This window comes from Streptomyces sp. AA1529 (assembly GCF_000280905.1).
In the GTDB taxonomy this organism is placed as follows: Bacteria; Actinomycetota; Actinomycetes; order Streptomycetales; family Streptomycetaceae; genus Streptomyces.
Genome location: NZ_ALAP01000037.1, coordinates 14,364 through 32,362, shown reverse-complemented (window position 1 = coordinate 32,362; position 17,999 = coordinate 14,364). Strand labels below are relative to the sequence as shown.

General features: G+C 71.9%; 17 protein-coding genes and 1 tRNA gene. 9 read left to right on the top strand and 9 right to left on the bottom strand.

Annotation, left to right across the window (positions count from 1 at the left end):
* Positions 1-159: 159 nt before the first annotated feature.
* The 5 genes from A949_RS0110835 (at position 160) to A949_RS0110815 (ending at position 4,289) form a co-directional block, all read left to right on the top strand.
* Positions 160-618: a peroxiredoxin gene (locus A949_RS0110835; protein WP_019356027.1), complete on the top strand. Its 459-nt coding sequence runs from the start codon at positions 160-162 to the stop codon at positions 616-618.
* 189 nt (positions 619-807) lie between these two features.
* On the top strand, positions 808-1,383 hold the full coding sequence (locus A949_RS0110830; RefSeq protein WP_019356026.1) for a TerD family protein: 576 nt from the start codon (positions 808-810) through the stop codon (positions 1,381-1,383).
* Positions 1,384-1,576: 193 nt separating this feature from the next.
* Positions 1,577-2,155 carry a TerD family protein gene (locus A949_RS0110825; RefSeq protein ID WP_019356025.1) on the top strand — a complete coding sequence of 193 codons (579 nt, stop codon included), beginning with the start codon at positions 1,577-1,579 and terminating at the stop codon, positions 2,153-2,155.
* Between the two features lie 80 nt (positions 2,156-2,235).
* Positions 2,236-3,396: a DUF475 domain-containing protein gene (locus A949_RS0110820; protein WP_019356024.1), complete on the top strand. Its 1,161-nt coding sequence runs from the start codon at positions 2,236-2,238 to the stop codon at positions 3,394-3,396.
* Between the two features lie 131 nt (positions 3,397-3,527).
* Positions 3,528-4,289 carry a TerD family protein gene (locus A949_RS0110815; protein WP_019356023.1) on the top strand — a complete coding sequence of 254 codons (762 nt, stop codon included), beginning with the start codon at positions 3,528-3,530 and terminating at the stop codon, positions 4,287-4,289.
* Between the two features lie 247 nt (positions 4,290-4,536).
* Here the strand turns inward: A949_RS0110815 and A949_RS0110810 are convergent, their stop codons facing one another.
* Positions 4,537-5,751 (bottom strand): TerD family protein, encoded by a 1,215-nt coding sequence (locus A949_RS0110810; RefSeq protein WP_019356022.1) that lies wholly within the window; start codon positions 5,749-5,751, stop codon positions 4,537-4,539.
* Between the two features lie 270 nt (positions 5,752-6,021).
* On the opposite strand from A949_RS0110810, the gene A949_RS0110805 reads away from it, so the two are divergent.
* Genes A949_RS0110805 through A949_RS0110795 form a run of 3 tightly spaced genes read left to right on the top strand, consistent with a single transcriptional unit; the run spans position 6,022 to position 10,735 of the window.
* Positions 6,022-7,188 carry an HpcH/HpaI aldolase/citrate lyase family protein gene (locus A949_RS0110805; RefSeq protein ID WP_019356021.1) on the top strand — a complete coding sequence of 389 codons (1,167 nt, stop codon included), beginning with the start codon at positions 6,022-6,024 and terminating at the stop codon, positions 7,186-7,188.
* A complete protein-coding gene (locus tag A949_RS0110800) occupies positions 7,185-9,770 on the top strand; it encodes a phosphoribosyltransferase domain-containing protein (RefSeq protein ID WP_019356020.1) in 2,586 nt (861 codons plus the stop codon). Before A949_RS0110805 ends, A949_RS0110800 begins: the two co-directional genes overlap by 4 nt.
* Positions 9,767-10,735, top strand: a complete 969-nt coding sequence (locus A949_RS0110795; protein ID WP_019356019.1) for a hypothetical protein — start codon at positions 9,767-9,769, stop codon at positions 10,733-10,735. The genes A949_RS0110800 and A949_RS0110795 overlap by 4 nt, the downstream gene beginning before the upstream one ends.
* 18 nt (positions 10,736-10,753) lie before the next feature.
* On the opposite strand, the gene A949_RS33115 is transcribed toward A949_RS0110795, so the two are convergent.
* Together A949_RS33115 and A949_RS0110785 are read right to left on the bottom strand one after the other, a co-directional pair.
* On the bottom strand, positions 10,754-11,476 hold the full coding sequence (locus tag A949_RS33115) for a DUF4383 domain-containing protein (protein WP_019356018.1): 723 nt from the start codon (positions 11,474-11,476) through the stop codon (positions 10,754-10,756).
* Between the two features lie 188 nt (positions 11,477-11,664).
* Complete coding sequence (locus tag A949_RS0110785; RefSeq protein WP_019356017.1) at positions 11,665-12,921, bottom strand: hypothetical protein; 1,257 nt, start codon at positions 12,919-12,921, stop codon at positions 11,665-11,667.
* Positions 12,922-13,091: 170 nt separating this feature from the next.
* On the opposite strand from A949_RS0110785, the gene A949_RS0110780 reads away from it, so the two are divergent.
* Positions 13,092-13,163 (top strand) — tRNA-Val (locus A949_RS0110780).
* 114 nt (positions 13,164-13,277) lie between these two features.
* Here the strand turns inward: A949_RS0110780 and A949_RS0110775 are convergent.
* From A949_RS0110775 to ssb, 6 genes are all read right to left on the bottom strand, one after another.
* On the bottom strand, positions 13,278-14,483 hold the full coding sequence (locus tag A949_RS0110775) for a tyrosine-type recombinase/integrase (RefSeq protein ID WP_019356016.1): 1,206 nt from the start codon (positions 14,481-14,483) through the stop codon (positions 13,278-13,280).
* 80 nt (positions 14,484-14,563) lie between these two features.
* Positions 14,564-14,824 carry an excisionase family DNA-binding protein gene (locus A949_RS0110770; protein WP_019356015.1) on the bottom strand — a complete coding sequence of 87 codons (261 nt, stop codon included), beginning with the start codon at positions 14,822-14,824 and terminating at the stop codon, positions 14,564-14,566.
* A gap of 176 nt (positions 14,825-15,000) precedes the next feature.
* A complete protein-coding gene (locus A949_RS0110765; protein ID WP_019356014.1) occupies positions 15,001-16,233 on the bottom strand; it encodes a DUF3631 domain-containing protein in 1,233 nt (410 codons plus the stop codon).
* A complete protein-coding gene (locus A949_RS39000; RefSeq protein WP_237735798.1) occupies positions 16,230-16,562 on the bottom strand; it encodes a hypothetical protein in 333 nt (110 codons plus the stop codon). Before A949_RS39000 ends, A949_RS0110765 begins: the two co-directional genes overlap by 4 nt.
* Positions 16,559-17,437, bottom strand: coding sequence for a bifunctional DNA primase/polymerase (locus A949_RS0110755; RefSeq protein ID WP_019356012.1), 879 nt, complete (start codon positions 17,435-17,437; stop codon positions 16,559-16,561). The genes A949_RS39000 and A949_RS0110755 overlap by 4 nt, the downstream gene beginning before the upstream one ends.
* Positions 17,438-17,532: 95 nt before the next feature.
* Positions 17,533-17,991, bottom strand: coding sequence for a single-stranded DNA-binding protein (gene ssb, locus A949_RS0110750; protein WP_019356011.1), 459 nt, complete (start codon positions 17,989-17,991; stop codon positions 17,533-17,535).
* Between the last annotated feature and the right edge of the window lie 8 nt (positions 17,992-17,999).

Below are 17,999 nucleotides of genomic sequence, written 5' to 3'. Positions count from 1 at the left end.
CTGCGTCGTCTGCCGCCCCATACCGCCTCATGACCGCCTCCGGTGCGTGTCCGACGCGTTCCGACGCGAACGAACCGAGCCCCTGACCGGCCCCCGGCCGGCAGGGGCTCGGTGCATAGGGTGGGGGCGACCGTTTCCGCCCACCGAAGGGAACCCGCCATGGCGATCGAGGCCGGTACCAAGGCACCCGACATCGAGCTCAAGGACCAGCACGGCCAGACCGTGCGGCTCTCGGACTACCAGGGCGAGAAGAACGTCGTCCTGCTCTTCTACCCGTTCGCCTTCACCGGTGTGTGCACCGGGGAGCTGTGCGCTCTGCGGGACGAGCTTCCCCGCTTCGTCAACGACGACGTGCAGTTGCTGGCGGTCTCCAACGACTCGCCGTTCGCGCTGCGCGTCTTCGCCGAGCAGGAGGGGCTGGAGTACCCGCTGCTGTCCGACTTCTGGCCGCACGGTGCGGCGTCGCGCGCCTACGGAGTGTTCGACGAGGAGAAGGGCTGCGCGGTGCGTGGCACCTTCATCATCGACAAGGAGGGCACCGTGCGCTGGACCGTCGTCAACGGGCTGCCCGACGCGCGGGACCTCAAGGAGTACGAGCGGGAGCTCGAGAAGCTCTGACGGCCGGCCGGGCCGTCGCGCCGGGGCGCGCCTCCGAGCGCTCCGGCAACGCTCGGGACACCCCCGATTCCGCTCGGTAAGAGGGCTGTGTCCCGGGGAACCGCTCACTAGGATCGAATCGTTGATCCGACGGCATTCGAAAAACGGGGGCACGCGGTGTCCTCACGAAACAACTGACCAGGAGGACTCGTGGGAGTCAGCCTCAGCAAGGGCGGCAACGTCTCGCTGACCAAGGAAGCGCCCAACCTGACCGCGGTCATCGTCGGTCTCGGCTGGGACGCCCGTACGACCACCGGCAGCGACTTCGACCTCGACGCGAGCGCCCTGCTGACGAACGCGGAGGGCAAGGTCGCCAACGACCAGAACTTCGTGTTCTTCAACAACCTCAAGAGCCCCGACGGCTCCGTCGAGCACACCGGTGACAACCTCACCGGCGAGGGCGAAGGCGACGACGAGGTCATCAAGGTGAACCTCGCCGGGGTACCGGCCGATGTCGAGAAGATCGTCTTCCCCGTCTCGATCTACGAGGCGGAGAGCCGCCAGCAGAGCTTCGGCCAGGTGCGGAACGCCTACATCCGCGTCGTCAACCAGGCCGACAACGCCGAGCTGGCGCGCTACGACCTCAGCGAGGACGCGTCAACCGAGACGGCGATGGTCTTCGGTGAGCTCTACCGGCACGGTGCGGAGTGGAAGTTCCGTGCCATCGGCCAGGGCTACGCCTCGGGCCTGCGCGGCATCGCGCAGGACTTCGGCGTGAACGTCTGAGGGAATCCGCAGGGCATGCGCCCACCGGCCCGGTCGACGGGCCGACGGGGCGCCCCTGCCGGAGACCGGCAGCCACGGGCGCCGCAGACTTCCGTGCCCCGGAGGTGTGCGGCGCCCGGTGGTACGGAGAGACTGGACGCACTGTGGCGCGGGCCGCATGGCCGAGCCACCAGCCGGGGAGAGGACCAGAAACATGAGCGTCACGCTCGCCAAAGGGGGAAACGTCTCCCTCTCGAAGGCCGCACCGAACCTGACCCAGGCGCGGGTCGGTCTGGGCTGGAAGGCCCGGTCCACCACGGGCGCCGACTTCGACCTCGACGCCAGCGCACTGCTGTGCTCCGGCGGCCGGGTTCTCGGCGACGAATACTTCATCTTCTACAACAACCTCAAGAGCCCGGACGGCTCCGTCGAGCACACCGGCGACGAGCTGGTGGGCGGCACCGGCAGTGACGACGACGAGACGGTCCTGGTGGACCTTCCGCTGGTGCCGGCGCAGGTGGACAAGATCGTCTTCGCCGTCTCGATCTACGAGGCCGAGAGCCGGCACCAGACCTTCGGCCAGGTCGCCGAGGCCTACATCCGCGTCGTCAACCAGGAGGACGGCATCGAGCTGGCCCGCTACGACCTCACCGAGGACGCCTCCTCCGAGACAGCGATGATCTTCGGAGAGCTTTACCGTTACAGCGGGGAGTGGAAGTTCCGAGCCGTGGGCCAGGGGTATGCGTCGGGCCTGCGGGGCATCGCTCTAGACTTCGGCGTCAATGTCGCCTAGACGACTTCGAGGTCGCAGTCGTCAAAGGGCTTTCGCCCTGATGTGAACCTATGCAGACCGGACAGCGGATTGGGAAGCCAGTGCTCCTGAAAACCTTTGGCTGGTCCTTCGGCGTCACCGCCGTCGGACTGGCCGCAGCGGCGTTCTTCTGGGGGTGGGAGGCGTTCGCCCTCGTGGCGATCCTTTCCGTCCTGGAGATCTCCCTGTCGTTCGACAACGCGGTCGTCAACGCCGGCGTGCTGAAGAAGATGAATGCCTTCTGGCAGAAGATCTTCCTCACCGTCGGCATTCTGATCGCGGTATTCGGCATGCGGCTGGTCTTCCCGGTCATCATTGTCGCCATCAGCGCGCAGGTCGATCCGATCGAGGCCGTACGGGTCGCGCTGGACAACCCCGACCGCTACGAGCAGTTGGTCACGGACGCGCATCCGGCCATCGCGGCGTTCGGCGGGATGTTCCTGCTGATGATCTTCCTCGACTTCATCCTCGAGGAGCGGGAGGAGACCTGGGTCGGCTGGCTGGAGCGCCCGCTCGCCCGGCTCTCCAAGATCGACGGGCTCTCCGTCGGGATCGCCCTGATCGCCCTGCTGGTCACGGCGACCACGCTGGCCACCACCGCGCACCAGCACGCCGGGCACGCCGACAAGTCGGGCACGGTGCTCCTCTCGGGTGTCGCCGGACTCATCACCTATCTGATCGTCAACGGACTCTCCGGCCACTTCGAGGACAAACTCGAAGAGGAGGAGGAGCGCGAGCAGGAGGAGGAAGAGCAGGCCGAGAAGGCGGGGAAGCGGCCCTCGGCCGTCGGACTGGCCGGCAAGGCGGCCTTCTTCATGTTCCTCTACCTCGAGGTCCTGGACGCGTCGTTCTCCTTCGACGGCGTCATCGGCGCCTTCGCGGTCACCAACCAGATCTTCTGGATGGCGCTCGGTCTGGGCATCGGCGCGATGTACGTCCGGTCGCTCACGGTCTACCTGGTGCGCCAGGGCACTCTGGACGACTACATCTACCTGGAGCACGGCGCGCACTACGCCATCGGCGCCCTCTCGGTGATCCTGCTCGTCACCGTCAAGTACCAGATCAACGAAGTGATCACCGGCCTGGTCGGCGTCGTGCTGATCGCGCTCTCCTTCTGGTCCTCGCTGCGCCGCAACCGCGCCATCGAGGCGGCCGGGGGCGACGGGGACGGCGGGAGCGACGGGGAGGATCCACAGCAATCCGAGGTCACCGCGCGCGTGTGACCGGCTGCTGATTGAGGAACGCTCCCAGCGGGGCGGCTTCCGTGACGGTGCGGACCGAAGGGGTCCGCGCGGCCGCCCCGGAGCCGCCCCGCTGCGGTGGGACGGGGCCCGAGCGCGAGTGGGGGTGCGGGATGGTCTCCCTGTGGGAGAACTGGCGGCGGGGTGTGGGCATGTCCCGGCGCGGACCGAAGTTCGACACGGTCGGCGGTCCTTCGACGTATGCGATGGAGCTGACCAAGCGGCACGCGGAGCTGTCGCTGACCAAGCAGGGTGCCGACAGCGGCAGCCTGCAGGTCAACCTCTCCTGGCGGATGCGCAGTTCGGATGTGGAGGGGGTGGGCAGGCGGACCGGCGGTTCGCTCCGGCATCCGCTCAGGGCGTTCAAACCGACCGTGGTGCAGGCCCACACCCAGGGCGTCGTCAACGTCGACCTGGACCTGGCGTGCATGTACGAGCTGACGGACGGCACCAAGGGCGTCGTCCAGCCGCTCGGCAACTTCCTGGGCGACTGGAACGCGCCTCCTTACATCAAGCTCACCGGTGACGACCGGTTCGGTTCGCCCTCCGGGGAGACGCTCTACGTCAACCTCGACCACCGGGACGAGTTGAAGCGGCTGCTCTTCTTCGTCTACATCTACGACGGCACCCCGGCCTTCGACCGGACGCACGCGGTCGTCACGCTCATCCCCAGCAACGGACCGCATGTGGAGGTGGGGCTGGACGAGCGTGCTCCGCAGGCCCGCTCGTGCGCCGTGCTGCTGATGGAGAACGTCAAGGGCGAGCTGAAGGTGCGCCGCGAAGTCCGCTACGTCTACGGCTTCCAGGCGGAGCTGGACCGGCTCTACGGCTGGGGGCTGCAGTGGGGCCGGGGCTACAAGACGCAGAAGGTCTGAGCCCGGCGCGGCGGCCGGCCCCGGCCGCCCGCTGCTTCCACCTGCCGGATCTCCGCTGCGACGCCCTGACGTGGTCACGCCGAGCCCCCGACGCCACGCCGAGCCCCCGACGCCACGCCGAGCCCCCGACCGCGACGCCGCGCTCCACGCCGCGGCACCTCCGTGACGCGGGTGTGGTGCGGAACGGAGGCGAAGAGGCAGGAGGCCCCGGCCGGTACGGACCGGCCGGGGCCTCGGCGTGCCGCGCTCAGCGGTTCAGGAACTGCGGGCCCTGGGGTGGCAGCGCGAACGCCGGGTCCGGCTGCGGGTAGCCGTAGGTGGGCTGCGGGTAGCCGTAGGCCGGCTGGGTGGCGGGCGGCTGCTGGGGCGGGTGGTGCGGCGGCTGCGGGAAGCCGTAACCGGGGGGCTGCTCCGGCGGGGCCGGGACGCCCGCCACGCCCTGCGGCCCGAACGGCGGCGCACCGGGCGGAGCGCCGGGCGGCGGCACCTGCGCCGTGACGGCCGAGGCCGACACGCCGGCCGGATCCGGCTGCGGCTCCGGGGGCTCCGGCGCGGGAGGCTGCGGCGGCGGCCCGGGATCCGGCCCGGGCACGGGGCCGGGACCGGGGGTGGGCCCCGGTGGCGGACCGGGCGGACCCGGCGGCACCGGCTCGGGGCCGGGCTCCGGCGGCGGCCCGGGTTCCGGGTGCGGCTCGGGCGGTACCGGGTCGGGCTCCGGGAAGCCCGGCTCGGGCGGCGGCTGGGGCACCGTCCCGGCGGGCGAGCCGAGCCGGAAGTCCTCCGAGCCGATGGTGTCGGGCCGCGGCGCGTGGGCCACGGTCGCGTCCGGATCGTGCTCCGGGGAGTGCGGCTGCCCCTGGCCGGTGCGCTGCCCGGAGCCGGCCTGGGCGGCCTCGCTCTCGTCGACGGTGATGCCGAACTCGGTGGCGAGCCCGACCAGCCCGGTGTCGTAGCCCTGCCCCAGCGCGCGGAACTTCCAGCTGTCCCCGCGCCGGTAGAGCTCGCCGCAGACCATGGCCGTCTCGCCGCCGGTCTCCGGCTCGATGTCGAAGCGGGCGAGGAGTGCTCCGCCGGGACCGGCCGCGGTTCCGCCGTCCGGGTCGGCCGCGTCGTGCAGCAGCAGCCGCAGTTCCCGGACGGCGGCGAAGCTGCCGCCGTCCGCGGAGGCGGCCAGCAGCACCCGGTCCACGGAGGTGTCCAGCGCGCCCAGGTCGGCTTCGACGGTGTCGCGCAGCCCCTCGGGCTCGCGCTTCTTGGCCAGGTGCCGCACCAGTCCGGAGGGGTGGCGCGGCTGGTTGTAGAAGATGAAGTCGTCGTCGGAGCGGACCTTGCCGTCCGGGCCGAGCAGCAGAGCCGAGGCATCGACATCCGGTACTCCGGCGCCGGGGGCCCAGCAGAGCACGGCGCGTACCGTCCTGGACTCCAGCGGGATGTTCGACCCCTTCGTCATCGCGTGCGTCATGTCTTCATCCTGCCCCCGGACGGACCCCCTCGACAACGCGGGATGTGCCGCGGCGGCGACGGGGCGTGGTCGCCGGGGCCCCGGCGGCTCCGTAGCGGGGGCCATGTGCGACCGCTGCCGACTCAGGGGAACTCATGACCGACGCTCGAACGTACGATGAGCAGCGACGCGGCACCACGGCGGCCCCGGCAGGACCACCGCCACCGCGTGACGCCACAGGTACGCCGGAGCGACGCGCACGGGCGCCGGGACGGCGGGACGGGGATTTCCATGCGGCATTTCAGGCATCTGACGCCTGAGCGCCGAAGCGCGCTCTTCCACCGTGAGCCGGCCGAGTTCACTTCCGAAGCGGACGCGGGCACCCTCGCGGTCGCGCTCGGCGCCACTCTCTACAGCCCGGCCACCAGGCCCGCGCTCGCCGGCGACGTGCTCAAGCAGGCGGCGCGCGGCGTGGTCTCGATGGTGCTCTGTCTGGAGGACTCGATCGCGGACGCCGAGGTGCCGCTGGCCGAGGCCAACCTCGTCGGCCAGCTCCGGGAGCTGGCGGACCGGGGCGCGCCGGACGAGCTGCCGTTGCTGTTCGTCCGGGTGCGGGAGTCCGGGCAGATCACCGACCTGGTGCGCAGGCTGGGTCCGGCGGCGGGGCTGCTGTCGGGTTTCGTGCTGCCCAAGTTCACCGGGGACCGTTCGGTGCCGTTCCTGGAGGCGCTCACCGAGGCGGAGGCGGCCTGCGAGCGGCGGCTGTTCGCGATGCCCGTCCTGGAGTCGCCCGAGCTGCTGCACCGGGAGACCCGCACGGACGCGCTCGCCGGGATCGCTCGCACCCTGGAGAAGTACCGCGAGCGGGTCCTCGCGCTGCGGCTGGGCGTCACCGACTTCTGCGCCGCCTACGGGCTGCGGCGCACGCCGGAGATGACCGCCTACGACGTGCAGATCGTCGCCTCGGTCATCGCGGACGTGGTGAACGTGCTGGGCAGGGCCGACGGCACCGGCTTCACGGTGACGGGACCCGTATGGGAATATTTCCGGCAGCACGAGAGGATGTTCAAGCCGCAGTTGCGGCGGAGCCCCTTCCTGAGCGGCCGTGCCGAGGACGTGCGCGCCGCGCTGATCGAGCACGATCTGGACGGTCTGCTGCGCGAGATCGAGCTGGACCGGGCGAACGGCCTGCTGGGCAAGACCTGCATCCATCCCTCGCACGTGGCTCCCGTCCATGCGCTGTCGGTCGTCAGCCACGAGGAGTTCTGCGATGCGACCGATGTGCTGCGCCCCGAGCGCGGCGGTGGCGGAGTGGTCCGCTCCGCTTATACGAACAAGATGAACGAGGTGAAGCCGCACCGGGCCTGGGCCGAGCGCACACTGCTGCGCGGCGAGGTCTTCGGGGTGGCGCGCGAGGGCGTGAGTTTCGTGGAACTGCTGGCGGCGGGAGTCAAGTGAACGCGAGCGTACGGGAGGCCGGTGCGGCCGCGACGGGGGCCGGAGCCGGCCCGCACACCGGGGCGGGGACGGACCCGGAGGGGTGGACGGGTACCTGGGTGGCCGAACGGCTCGGGGTGCGGCTGGCGGACGAGGGGCTGCGCGGGCTCCTGGGCCTGGCACTGCGGCGCAACCCCAAGCGGGCCCATCTGCTGGTCTCCACCGTCCTGGGCAAGCATGTGCCGCAGCGTCCCTCGGCGGTCCTGGACGCGGGCCGCCGCCTGGGGGAGCGGGTGCGTGAGCGGCTCGGGGCGGCGGAGGCCGCCCGCTCCGTGGTGCTCGGCTTCGCGGAGACCGCGACGGGACTCGGACTCACCGTCGCGCACGGCATGGGCAGCCGTGCGAGCGCCCTGCACTCCACGCGGCGCCCGGTGCCGGGGGTGGCCCGGTACGGCGGTTTCGAGGAGGAGCACAGCCACGCCACCTCGCACCTGCTGCTGCCCGAGGACCCGGACGCGCTGCGCACCGGAGGGCCGCTGGTGCTGGTGGACGACGAGCTCTCCACCGGCCGGACGGTGCGCAACACCGTCGCCGCGCTGCACGCCGCCCACCCCCGCGACCGGTATGTCGTGGCCGCGCTGGTCGACACGCGCGGTGGTGCGGACGTGGCGGAGCTGGAGAAATTCGCCGCCGAGCTGGGCGCCCGCATCGACGTGGTGGCGCTGGCCGCGGGCCGGGTGGAGCTCCCCGACGATGTGCTGGAGCGCGGCCGGGAGCTGGTCGCCGCGCACCGCGACGCACCGCATCCGGCACCGCCGCCGGAGGTGCGGGGCGTCCTGCGCCGGGTGGAGACGGGCTGGCCGCAGGGGCTTCCGGACGGTGCGCGGCACGGCTTCGGGCCGCGCGAGCAGCTCCGCCTGGAGGCGGCGCTGCCGGACATGGCCGAGCGGGTGCTCTCCGCGCTGGACTGCGCCGGGGCGCCGCCCGGGCAGGGCGCGGCCCCGGCGCAGCGCGGGGACGGCGCTCCGCGGCCCCGCGTCCTGGTCCTCGGCAGCGAGGAGCTGATGTACGCGCCGCTGCTGCTCGCGGCCGAGCTGGAGCGGCGCACCGAGGGGCGGGCGGAGATCCGTTTCTCCACCACGACCCGTTCGCCCGTCCTGGCCGTCGACGACCCCGGGTATGCGATACGCAGCGCGCTGCGCTTCCCCGCGCACGACCTGCCGCCCCACGACGGCGCGAACGGCGCGGACGGCGGGACCGGCCCGGACGGTCCGCACGGCCCCGCCGAGCGCTATGCCTACAACATCGTCGGCCGGGGCTTCGACGCCGTCGTCGCGGTCGTGGACAGTGTGGGCGACACTCCCGCGCTGCACGCCCCCGGAGGGCTGCTGGACCAGCTCACCGGCTGTGTCCCGGAGGTGGTGCTCTCCGTCGTCCCCTCCTACGTCCCGGACGGCACCGCCCCGCGCCTCCCCGCGCCGTTGCACGGCCCGGACTTCTCCTCGTACGCGCACGACGAGGTCGCGTGGCTGCTGCGCGATCTGTCCGACGTCGAACTGGAGGCGCCCACCGAGGAGCGCGAGGAGGCCATCCAGGCGGGCGGCGCGCACTACGCGGAGTCGCTGCCCGTGGAGTACCAGCCGTCCGCGGACTACCAGCGGCTCTTCCACGACGCGCTGGAGTCCGCGGCCGAGCGGCTGGCCCGCGCGGTCGGCACCGTCACCGAGACGGTGCTCGCCGAGCGCGGGCCGCGCTCCGTGCTGGTCTCGCTGGCCCGGGCGGGTACGCCCGTCGGGGTGCTGATGCGCCGCTGGGCGCGCTACGCGCACGGTCTGGACCTGCCGCACTACGCCGTCTCGATCGTCCGCGGCCGCGGCATCGACACCAACGCGCTGGCCCACCTGGCGGCCCACCACGATCCGGCCGACGTCGTCTTCGTCGACGGCTGGACGGGCAAGGGCGCCATCACCCACGAGCTGGCCCGGGCGCTCGCCGCGCACCCCCGGTTCGACCCGGAGCTGGCGGTGCTGGCCGACCCGGGCTCCTGCGTGCGCACGTTCGGCACCCGGGAGGACTTCCTCATCCCCTCCGCCTGCCTCAACTCGACCGTCTCCGGACTGATCTCCCGCACCGTGCTCCGCGCCGACCTGGTGGGCCCGCACGACTTCCACGGTGCGAAGTTCTACCGCGAGCTGTCCGGGAGCGACCTGTCGGGGCACTTCGTGGACACGGTCTCGGCGTGCTTCCCCGCGGTCCGGGCGGACGCCGTCCGGGACGCCGCGGCGGCGGCCTCCGCGGACCGCACACCCACCTGGGCGGGCTGGCGGGCCGTGGAGGAGATCAGCGAGGCGTACGGCATCGGGGACGTGAACCTGATCAAACCGGGCGTCGGTGAGACCACCCGGGTCCTGCTGCGCCGCGTCCCGTGGCGCATCCTGGCGCGGCGCGGCGCGGGCCCCGACCTCGACCACGTACGGCTGCTGGCCGCCCAGCGCGGTGTCCCCGTCGAGGAGGTCGACGAGCTGCCCTACAGCTGCGTCGGCATCGTCCACCCCCGCTACACACGCGGTGCCACCGGCGCCGACGGGAAGGCCGCACGATGAAGCCGGCGACACCGCCCCCGGCCACGGGCAGCACCCTGGTCGCCAGCGATCTGGACCGCACGCTCATCTACTCCGCCGCGGCACTGGAACTGACCATGCCCGACGCCCGGGCGCCCCGGCTGCTGTGCGTCGAGACGTACGAGAGCCGTCCGCTGTCCTTCATGACGGAGGACGCCGCCCGGCTGCTGACCGGACTCGCCGGCCGCACCGTCTTCGTGCCCGCCACCACCCGGACCCCCGAGCAGTACCGCCGGGTGCGGCTGCCCGGCCCGCGGCCCCGCTTCGCGGTCTGCGCCAACGGCGGCCATCTGCTGGTCGACGGCGTGAGCGACCCCGCGTGGCGGGAGCGGGTGCGCGAGCGGCTGACCGCGTGCGCCCCGCTCGATCTGGTCCGCGCCCACATGCTGCGGCAGGCCCGCCCCGAGTGGCTGCTCAAGGAGCGCGTCGCGGACGGACTGTTCGCCTATCTGGTGGTCGACCGGGCGCTGCTGCCCGGCTCCTGGGTCCGGGAACTCGCCGACTGGGCCGGGCCGCGGGGCTGGAGCGTCTCCCTGCAGGGGCGCAAGGTCTACGCCGTGCCGAACCCGCTCACCAAGAGCGCCGCCGTCGCCGAGGTGGTCCGCCGGGCCGGCACGGCGCGGACCTTCGCGGCGGGTGACTCCCTGCTCGACGCCGATCTGCTGCGCTTCGCCGACACGGCATGGCGCCCCGCACACGGCGAACTCGCCGACAGCGGTCTGCGGCTGCCGCACCTGCGGGTGCTGCCCGACCGCGGCGTCCTGGCGGGCGAGGCCGTACTGCGCGGAATGGGGTCCGCACTGGCCGAGCCGACCGGAACGGCGCCGGTGACGACGGAGCCGGTGACGACAGGGACGGTGACGGCAGAGGCGGTCACCGACCCGGTGACGACGGAGCCGAGCGGACCGGAGCCGAGCGGGGAGCCCGCGGTGGTGCCGGAGGGGTGACCGGTCACCGGTCACCGGTCACCCGTCATCGGTCGCCCCGTCGCCCCGTCGCCCGCCGTCACCGTCTCCGCTGTCGTCCCCGCCGCCGTCGGCCTCCCGCTGCCCACCGCCACCGCCCGGATCCAGCTCGTCCGCGCCGCGGGAGGCCCAGTCGTCCTCCGCGCCGCCGAAGAGCGAGGCCCGGCGCCGCAGCTCCTCGCCCCGCAACCGGGCACGCGTCCGCTGTTCGTTCCGGTCGCGTTCCCGCCGGGCACGGGCGACCTCGTCCACATGGCGCTGCTGCCAGTACGGATTGTCGTGCGGCAGGGCACTGCCCACGCGCCCGTACATCCCGAAGACGAGGAGCAGCAGCCCGACGACAAAGCTGAACAGCACGTTCTGCAGCTCGAACGCGAGCATGTTGAAGCTCGTCTCCAGCAGCGCCAGATTGACGAATCCGCTGAGCAGGAACAGCCCGCCGAACGTGATGTTGAGGCTGGAGGCGAAGTTCCCGCCGCGCACCATCCCGGCGAACAGCAGCAGGCCCACGACGACGGAGAGCACGCTGAGTGCGCCGTTCGTGCTCAGGCCGCCCACCTGGTCGCCTCCGGTGTCGAAGAACCCGATGTTGTCGGTGAGACCCAGGATGCCGAAGAACGTCAGGATGACCCCGACCAGGGCCGAGCCCAGCCGGTAGACCCGGCTCAGCTTGTGATGCACCGGCATGTGCTCGTCCAGGACCCGCCGCCCGCGCGGCAGCACGCGGCGAGGGTGGGAGGCACGGGCGGGGGACGGGGACGCGGCCACGGGGACCCCCTCGGGGCGGCTGGAAAGCGCTCGGCTGTCCCCTCCAGCATCAGCCCGCGGCAGCCCCGCCTCAACAGCGACGCTCGGTGACGGTCCGGGCCCCTGGCGCGGCCCGGCAGCTCAGAGGACCGGAGCCCGCCGCCTCAGTTGCCCGACGCGCGCTCCTGGCGGATCTGGTCGACCACCTGCTGCACCGTCTCCTTGACCGCGTCCAGCTCGGTCAGCAGGTGCCAGTAGTCCGGGTGCCGGCCGGTGAGCGAGGCGATCGCGCGGTCCACCCGCTCCACCGCGTTGTCCAGCGGCTGCGCATGCCGGGGATCGGGGGTGGCGCGCCCGGCCATCGCGAGCCGCTGCGCGTCGCGGATCGCGAAGCGGGTGCGCTCGACCTCGCCGCTGTGGTCGAAGGAGACCTCGTTGAGCCGCTGCAGCCGGTCCCCGGCGGCCTTCACCGCCTCGTCGGTGGTGTTCAGCAGCGCCCGTACGGTCGACAGCAGCGCCGTCGCGTCCGGCCAGCGCTGCTCCTCGCGGGCCGTGCGGGCCTCCCGCAGCTTCTCGCCCGCCTGCTGTGCCGAGCGCTCCGCCTGCTGCGGCACCTGCTGCAGGTCCTGCCAGCAGGCGGCACTGAACCGCCGCCGCAGCTCGCTGAGAACCGGCTCCACCTGCCCGGCCCGGTTCTGCAGCGCCTCGGTGCGGGTGCGCAGGGAGGCGATCCGCTTGTCGATGTCGGCCGCCTGCTGCGGCAGCCCCCCGGCCTGCGCGCGGATCGCCTCGGCCTCCCGTACGACCTGGTCAGCGCGCTGGACGGTCTCCTGCACCCCGTGGGTACCCGCGCCCTCGTTGAGCTTGGTCAGCTCGGGCGAGAGCGCCGCCAGCCGCGCCGCGAGGTCGTCGGCGCGCAGCCCCTCGGCCCGCACCGCATCCAGCGCGTTGCTGGCGCCCAGCAGCGACTGCCGGGCCCGCTCGACGGCGGGTGCGAGGCGGGCGAGCTGGTTCTCCGCGCTGCTCAGCAGCGGGCCGAGGCTCTGCGCGAACCGGTCCAGGTCGCCCTTGGTCCGCTCCAGCTCGCCGCGCGCCCGGTCCAGCTCGGCGCGGGCACGGGAGGCGGCGGCGCCGTCCAGGTCGTCGCGGTCGAGATCGTGGGAGTCGACCGCGGTGATGTAGTCGTGGCTGACGCTGTCGATGCGCCTGCCGAGCTCGGCGAAGTCCGCCGCGGCCTTGCGGCCGGCGGGCGAGCTGTCGACGGCGCTGATGGTCTCTATGGAGATGCGCAGCTCGCGCTGGGCGGTGTCGAGTTCGTAGAACGCGGCGGCGGCGGAGTCCTTCGCGGTCTGCGCGTCGGCCCGGAGCTGTTCCGCGCGGCCACTGCCCCAGCCCCAGCGGCGGATTCCACCGCCGTTCATCGCCGTCACGTAACCTCTCCCCGTATGTGCCTGTGACTCCTGGACCGGTGCTCATTCTCCCACCTGGGCTCAACGAACACACGAGCTGATTCGTTCGCGGGGTGCTCCCGCACCTCACGTTTGCACGGTCTGCCACCAGGCAAGGTACGCTGTCGACCCGCACGTGCTCCGGGCGCATAGCTCAGCGGTAGAGCGCCTGCCTTACAAGCAGGATGTCACTGGTTCGATCCCAGTTGTGCCCACTGTGCCGTCAAGGCTCTGACCAGCAACGCAAGGGGTCCCCGCAGAGATCTGCGGGGACCCCTTGCTGTGTACATGCCTCCCCGGGGAGCCAAACAGGGAGCCACGGCTTCGGGTCACTCGGGCTGTGGGTCGTCCTTCTTCGTGATGTCGGCGAAGACGTCGTCCATGGCCTTCGCTCCCTTGTTGATCACTGGGCGGATCTGCTTCCGGTAGACGACCTCCGTCGTGATGGTGCTGCGGTGGCCCACCAAGGGAGCGATGTCCTCGCTCGACAGACCGTGATCCGCGAGCAGCGACACGAAGGTGGTTCGGAGCTCCCGGGTCGTCCAGTCATCCGGGTCTTCGACATCAGCCTTCGTCAGCAGCTTCCGCAAGTCGCGCCGCACGTTCCCCGCGGCGAGCTTGCCGCCGTCCCGGGTGGCGAAGACGAGTGTAGAGCTGTCCCACTGCCGCTTCCGGCGAGCGTGGCTCCGTTGCTGCCGAGCGCGGTGCAGTCGCAGGACCTCGGCAGCGTAGGCAGGCAGTGCCAGAGTGCGCCGGCTCCTTCTGGTCTTGGTGTCGCCGTGCCGCCGGGTGGAGCGCCATACCTCCAAGTACGGGCACCACTCCTCTCTCGCGTCGTCCCCCAAGTCCGCAGGAGGGTCCAAATGCACGTGTCCCCAGATGAGGGCCCGCGCCTCTTCCGGGCGGGCGCCCCCGAGAAGTGAGGTGACGACGTAGGCATGTGTTCGGGAGCCTTCGTCCGTCACGAGGATCTTCTTCGCCGTTTCCAGCGAGAATGACTTGCTCTCCCGGCCTTCCAGACCTTCCGGAGTGGTCACGAGCAGGGCGACATTACGCACGGCCCGGTCACGGCGTTGGGCGTGGGTGATTGAGCGCCGCAGGATCGAATGCAGAATGCGCAGGGTCCGCGTGGAGACGTGCTGGGCCCGGTCGTGCAGCCAGTCGTCAACGTCGTCGGCGCTGAGCTCCTTCAACTTCGTCTTGCCGATGAGCGGGATGACGTGCTTTTCCGCGAAGCCGCGGTACAACTCGACCGTCGAATCGTCCCGGCCGGTCAGCCCGCGCTTGAGCCAGTCCTTGACGGCTTCGCCAGCGGTGTAGCGGGCGGGGACTCGGGTGCCGGCGTCCAGCTCCTTCCGCAGCTCCCGGAGCTTCCGCCGGACTTCGGTCTTGGTCTTGCCGGTCACCTTGGGGCGGCGGCGTTTGCCGGACGGGGTGAAGCCGTCCGAGATCGCGCCGACGTACCGGTTCTTGGACTTGTCCCAGTAGATCGAGTCCTCACCCTGGCCCCGCTTGTTCTCGCCGTGGTCGGCCATGAGCTGAGTCGTGGTCCTTTCGCACAAGAGCCGGGCCGCCCTCGGGTGGCCCGGCTCGGCTTATGAGACGTCTGGACGGACTACGCGGCGAGGCCGGAGTCAGCCTCGCGCTTGAGCAGTTCGACGTACTGCTCGATGTATTCGGTCGGGACGAGACGCCGGCGGCCGACCCGGACGGACTTCAACCGCCCCAACCGGATCTCCTCCCACGTGATCGAGCGCTTCAGGCCGAGCATTCGCCCCGCCTCTTCGACGCTGTGCATTCGGACGGACGGAGCTGCCAGGGGGGCACTCGTTCCGATCTCTTCTTCGCTGAGCTTGAGCTTCTGGGGGTGGGCCATGTGTGGCTCCTTCGGGGCTCTCCGTCTCCGGTCTGGGGAATCCGCCACGTCCGCCACGCCGCCACATCGCAGGTCAGAGGGCTGCGGGTGTGGCGGATTGCGGTTGTGTGGCGGATTGGTGCTGCCACACCGGGGCGCTGCGGGTGCGTCCCGGTGTGGGCTGGTGTGGGTGCTGGTCAGCGCACGAGGCTCAGCGGTGGTGTGTCGGTTTCCGGCGGCGTGTGGCGGCTGTCGGAGGGGGCTTCCGCCACGGATGTACCGCTGCTGACCTGCGGTGTGGCGGACGTGGCGGACGTGGCGGACTTCTCGGGGGGTGGGGGGCAGTAGCGTTCCCAGGCGTCCGCGAGGTCTTCGGCGTAGTAGCCCTTGGGGAAGCCGGAGGGGGTGCGGATTCCCCGCGGTTTGATGGGCTTGTTGCCGGGGGTGACGTACTGGCCCAGCACGCGGGCGAGGCCGCGGGCGTTGAGGGGCTTGTCGTCCATGTCGGCCCAGGGCGCGTCGTCCATGCTGAGGAGGGCTTCGAGGATGACGGCGGTGGGCATGCGGTCGGCGCCGCAGAAGACGCGGTCGCGCAGGTCGGTGAGCAGCCGGATGCCGAGGGAGGCTTCCTCGTTGTCCTGTCCTGCGGTCACCAGCTCGATGCAGGCGGCGCGGGCCCGCTCGGGCCATGTGCCGCCGGCGGCGTCGGCCACGGCGAGGAGGGGTTCCCATACGTCGGCGGGGCGGTCGGTGACGCCTTCGGGCATCTGCGGCCATGCCTCGGCCACCTGGTCATGGACGGTGGCGGCCCACTCGGCGAGCCGGTCTCGCAGGGCGTGGCCCTGCTTCTCGTGGACGCGTCGGCGGTAGGGCTCGACTTTCTCGTTGGGGGCGCGTTTGCGCATCCGGATGATGACCGAGCGGGTCAGGATCGTGTCCGGGAGGGAGCCGAGTCCGGCCACGGCGACCGCGCAGAACGAGGGGAACCATCCCGCGCTCTGGTTGGCGCCGTCTCCGACGCAGCGCAGGGACTTGGCGCCGCGCCGGTAGCCGGAGTTGAGGAAGCCGCGCAGGGGTTCGTTGTCTCCGGCCTTGGGGCCGAAGACGGTGTCGATCTCGTCGAAGAGCAGCGTGGGCAGTCCCTCGGACGCCTCCACCAGGCGGAAGAGCGCGTTGGCGGAGGCGTTGACCAGCATCGCGGCGTTCGGGGTGAGGGTTTCTGAGATCTCCAGGGCCCGGGACTTGCCCGAGCCCGGTTCCGGGGAGAGGAACGCGATGCGGGCGGTGCCGTCGAAGGCGTCGATCAGGTGCGCGTGCGCGTCCCACAGAGCCACGGCGACGTAGGCGGCTTCGGTGGGGAAGACGTTGAAGCGGCGGTGGAAGCGCTCGACGTCGTCGAGCAGTGCGGCGCCGTCGATGGGCTCGGTCATGCGGCCGCCCTCCCTTCGGTGTGGTTCGGCAGCGGGCAGATGGTGCGGTGGGTGGTGTGTGCTTCGATGAGCGCGGCCACCTTGCGGTGGCCGACGGCGCTGCGGTTGCGTCCGCAGCCGCACACCGAGGTGGCGGTGGGCACGGTCCCGCGGCCGGGCGCGGTGACGGTCAGCCAGGCCACGGGATACCGGCCGCCGCGGGCAGGCGGCCGGGTGGGCTGCTGGTCGGGGGGAAGAGCTGAAAGGGCGCCCTGACGGGCGACCTTCTCTTGCGCGGTGGCCCTTGGCGGCGTCGGCTGGTGGTGCGCGGTGGCCGGAGGGCTGGTCATGCTGTCCCCTGGCCTGCGGTCATGCCGTTGTCGACGGCGCGGCGTGCGTAGGGCTCGGGGACTCCGACGGAGACGGCGGCGGCCACGATCTGCTCGGCCAGGGTGTCGAGGCCGCAGGGGCCGGGGCAGGCGGTGTGGCAGGTGGCGAGGAACTGGGCGACGCCGAACGCCTGCGATCCGGCGCCCTGCTCGGTGCGGGCGCGGACCTTGGCCAGGCCGCGCTCCAGCCCGGTGCGCACGTAGCCCTCGGTGTGGCGGCAGCCGTGTGCCGGGCGCCGCTCCCAGGTGCCGGACGCCTCGGGTGAAGAGACCACCCGCGCGCGGGGGCGGGTGGTCTCTTCTTCCATCAGCGCCCGCACCACGCCAGGCAGGGGCGCCGGGGCGCCGGTGCCGGTGCCCAGCCAGCGGGCGTAGGCGGCGTGGGACTTGAGGTCCACACCGGGCCGCACGCGGTTGGCCGAGGACATGACCCCCTGGTAGATCCAGTGCTGGCCGCGGGACGTGTCCACCTTCCGTGTCGGCGGGAACGTGGCGCGGGCCCAGGCCACGGCCTCGGCGTTGTCGAGGTCGACCACGGTCAGCCCGGCGCCTGCCGGGTGGTAGGCGAGATGTGCGGCGCGCTGCCAGGCCGCCTGCCAGGGGCGGGAGGTGAGCACGTGCGGATCGGTGGTGGCGGCGGCCCAGGCGTGGCACACGTGCGGGCAGTGGCAGGCGCCGGCGTGCTTCATGTTCGGCCGTCCCCCGCAGGCGTTGCCGGTGCAGGCGGAGCAGTTGCCGAAGGGGCGCTTCCCGCGGCTCAGGGGCAGCACGGGCAGCCCGTGCGCCGCCAGGTCGAGGGCTGCGGCCAGCAGCGTGGACGGGGGTTCTTGGGGCATGCTGGAGGTCTCCTGTTCCTGTCGAAAACGGGGATGGGGGAGAGCCGGGGCGAGCGCGCATCTTTGGCGAGAGCGGGCGCTCGCCCCGGGCGGGGTCAGAACGGGGGGTTGTCGCTGTACTGCGGCTTGCTGTTCCACGGGTCGCCACCCTCGGCCTTCGGGCCGCCGGCCCCGCCGGTGTTGCTTCCGGTGGCCTTGACCGGCTGGGCGGTGGCGAACCGCAGGGAGGGGCCGATCTCGTCGACCTCCATGGCGAGCATGGAGCGGTTCTCGCCCTCGGGGGTCTGCCAGTTGTGCTGCCGCAGCCGCCCGGAGACCACCACGCGGTGGCCCTTGCCCAGGGAGGCGACGGTGTTCTCGGCCAGGCCGCGCCAGGCCGAGCAGCGCAGGAACATCGCGGTGCCGTCCTTGTACTGGCCCGACTCGCGGTCGAACTGCCGCGGCGTGGAGGCCACCGTGAAGCGGGCCAGAGCGGCGCCGGAGGCGGTGAACTTCAGCTCGGGGTCGTCGGTCAGGTTGCCGATGATCGTGATGGGGGTGTCTCCCATGGCCATGGCTGGAC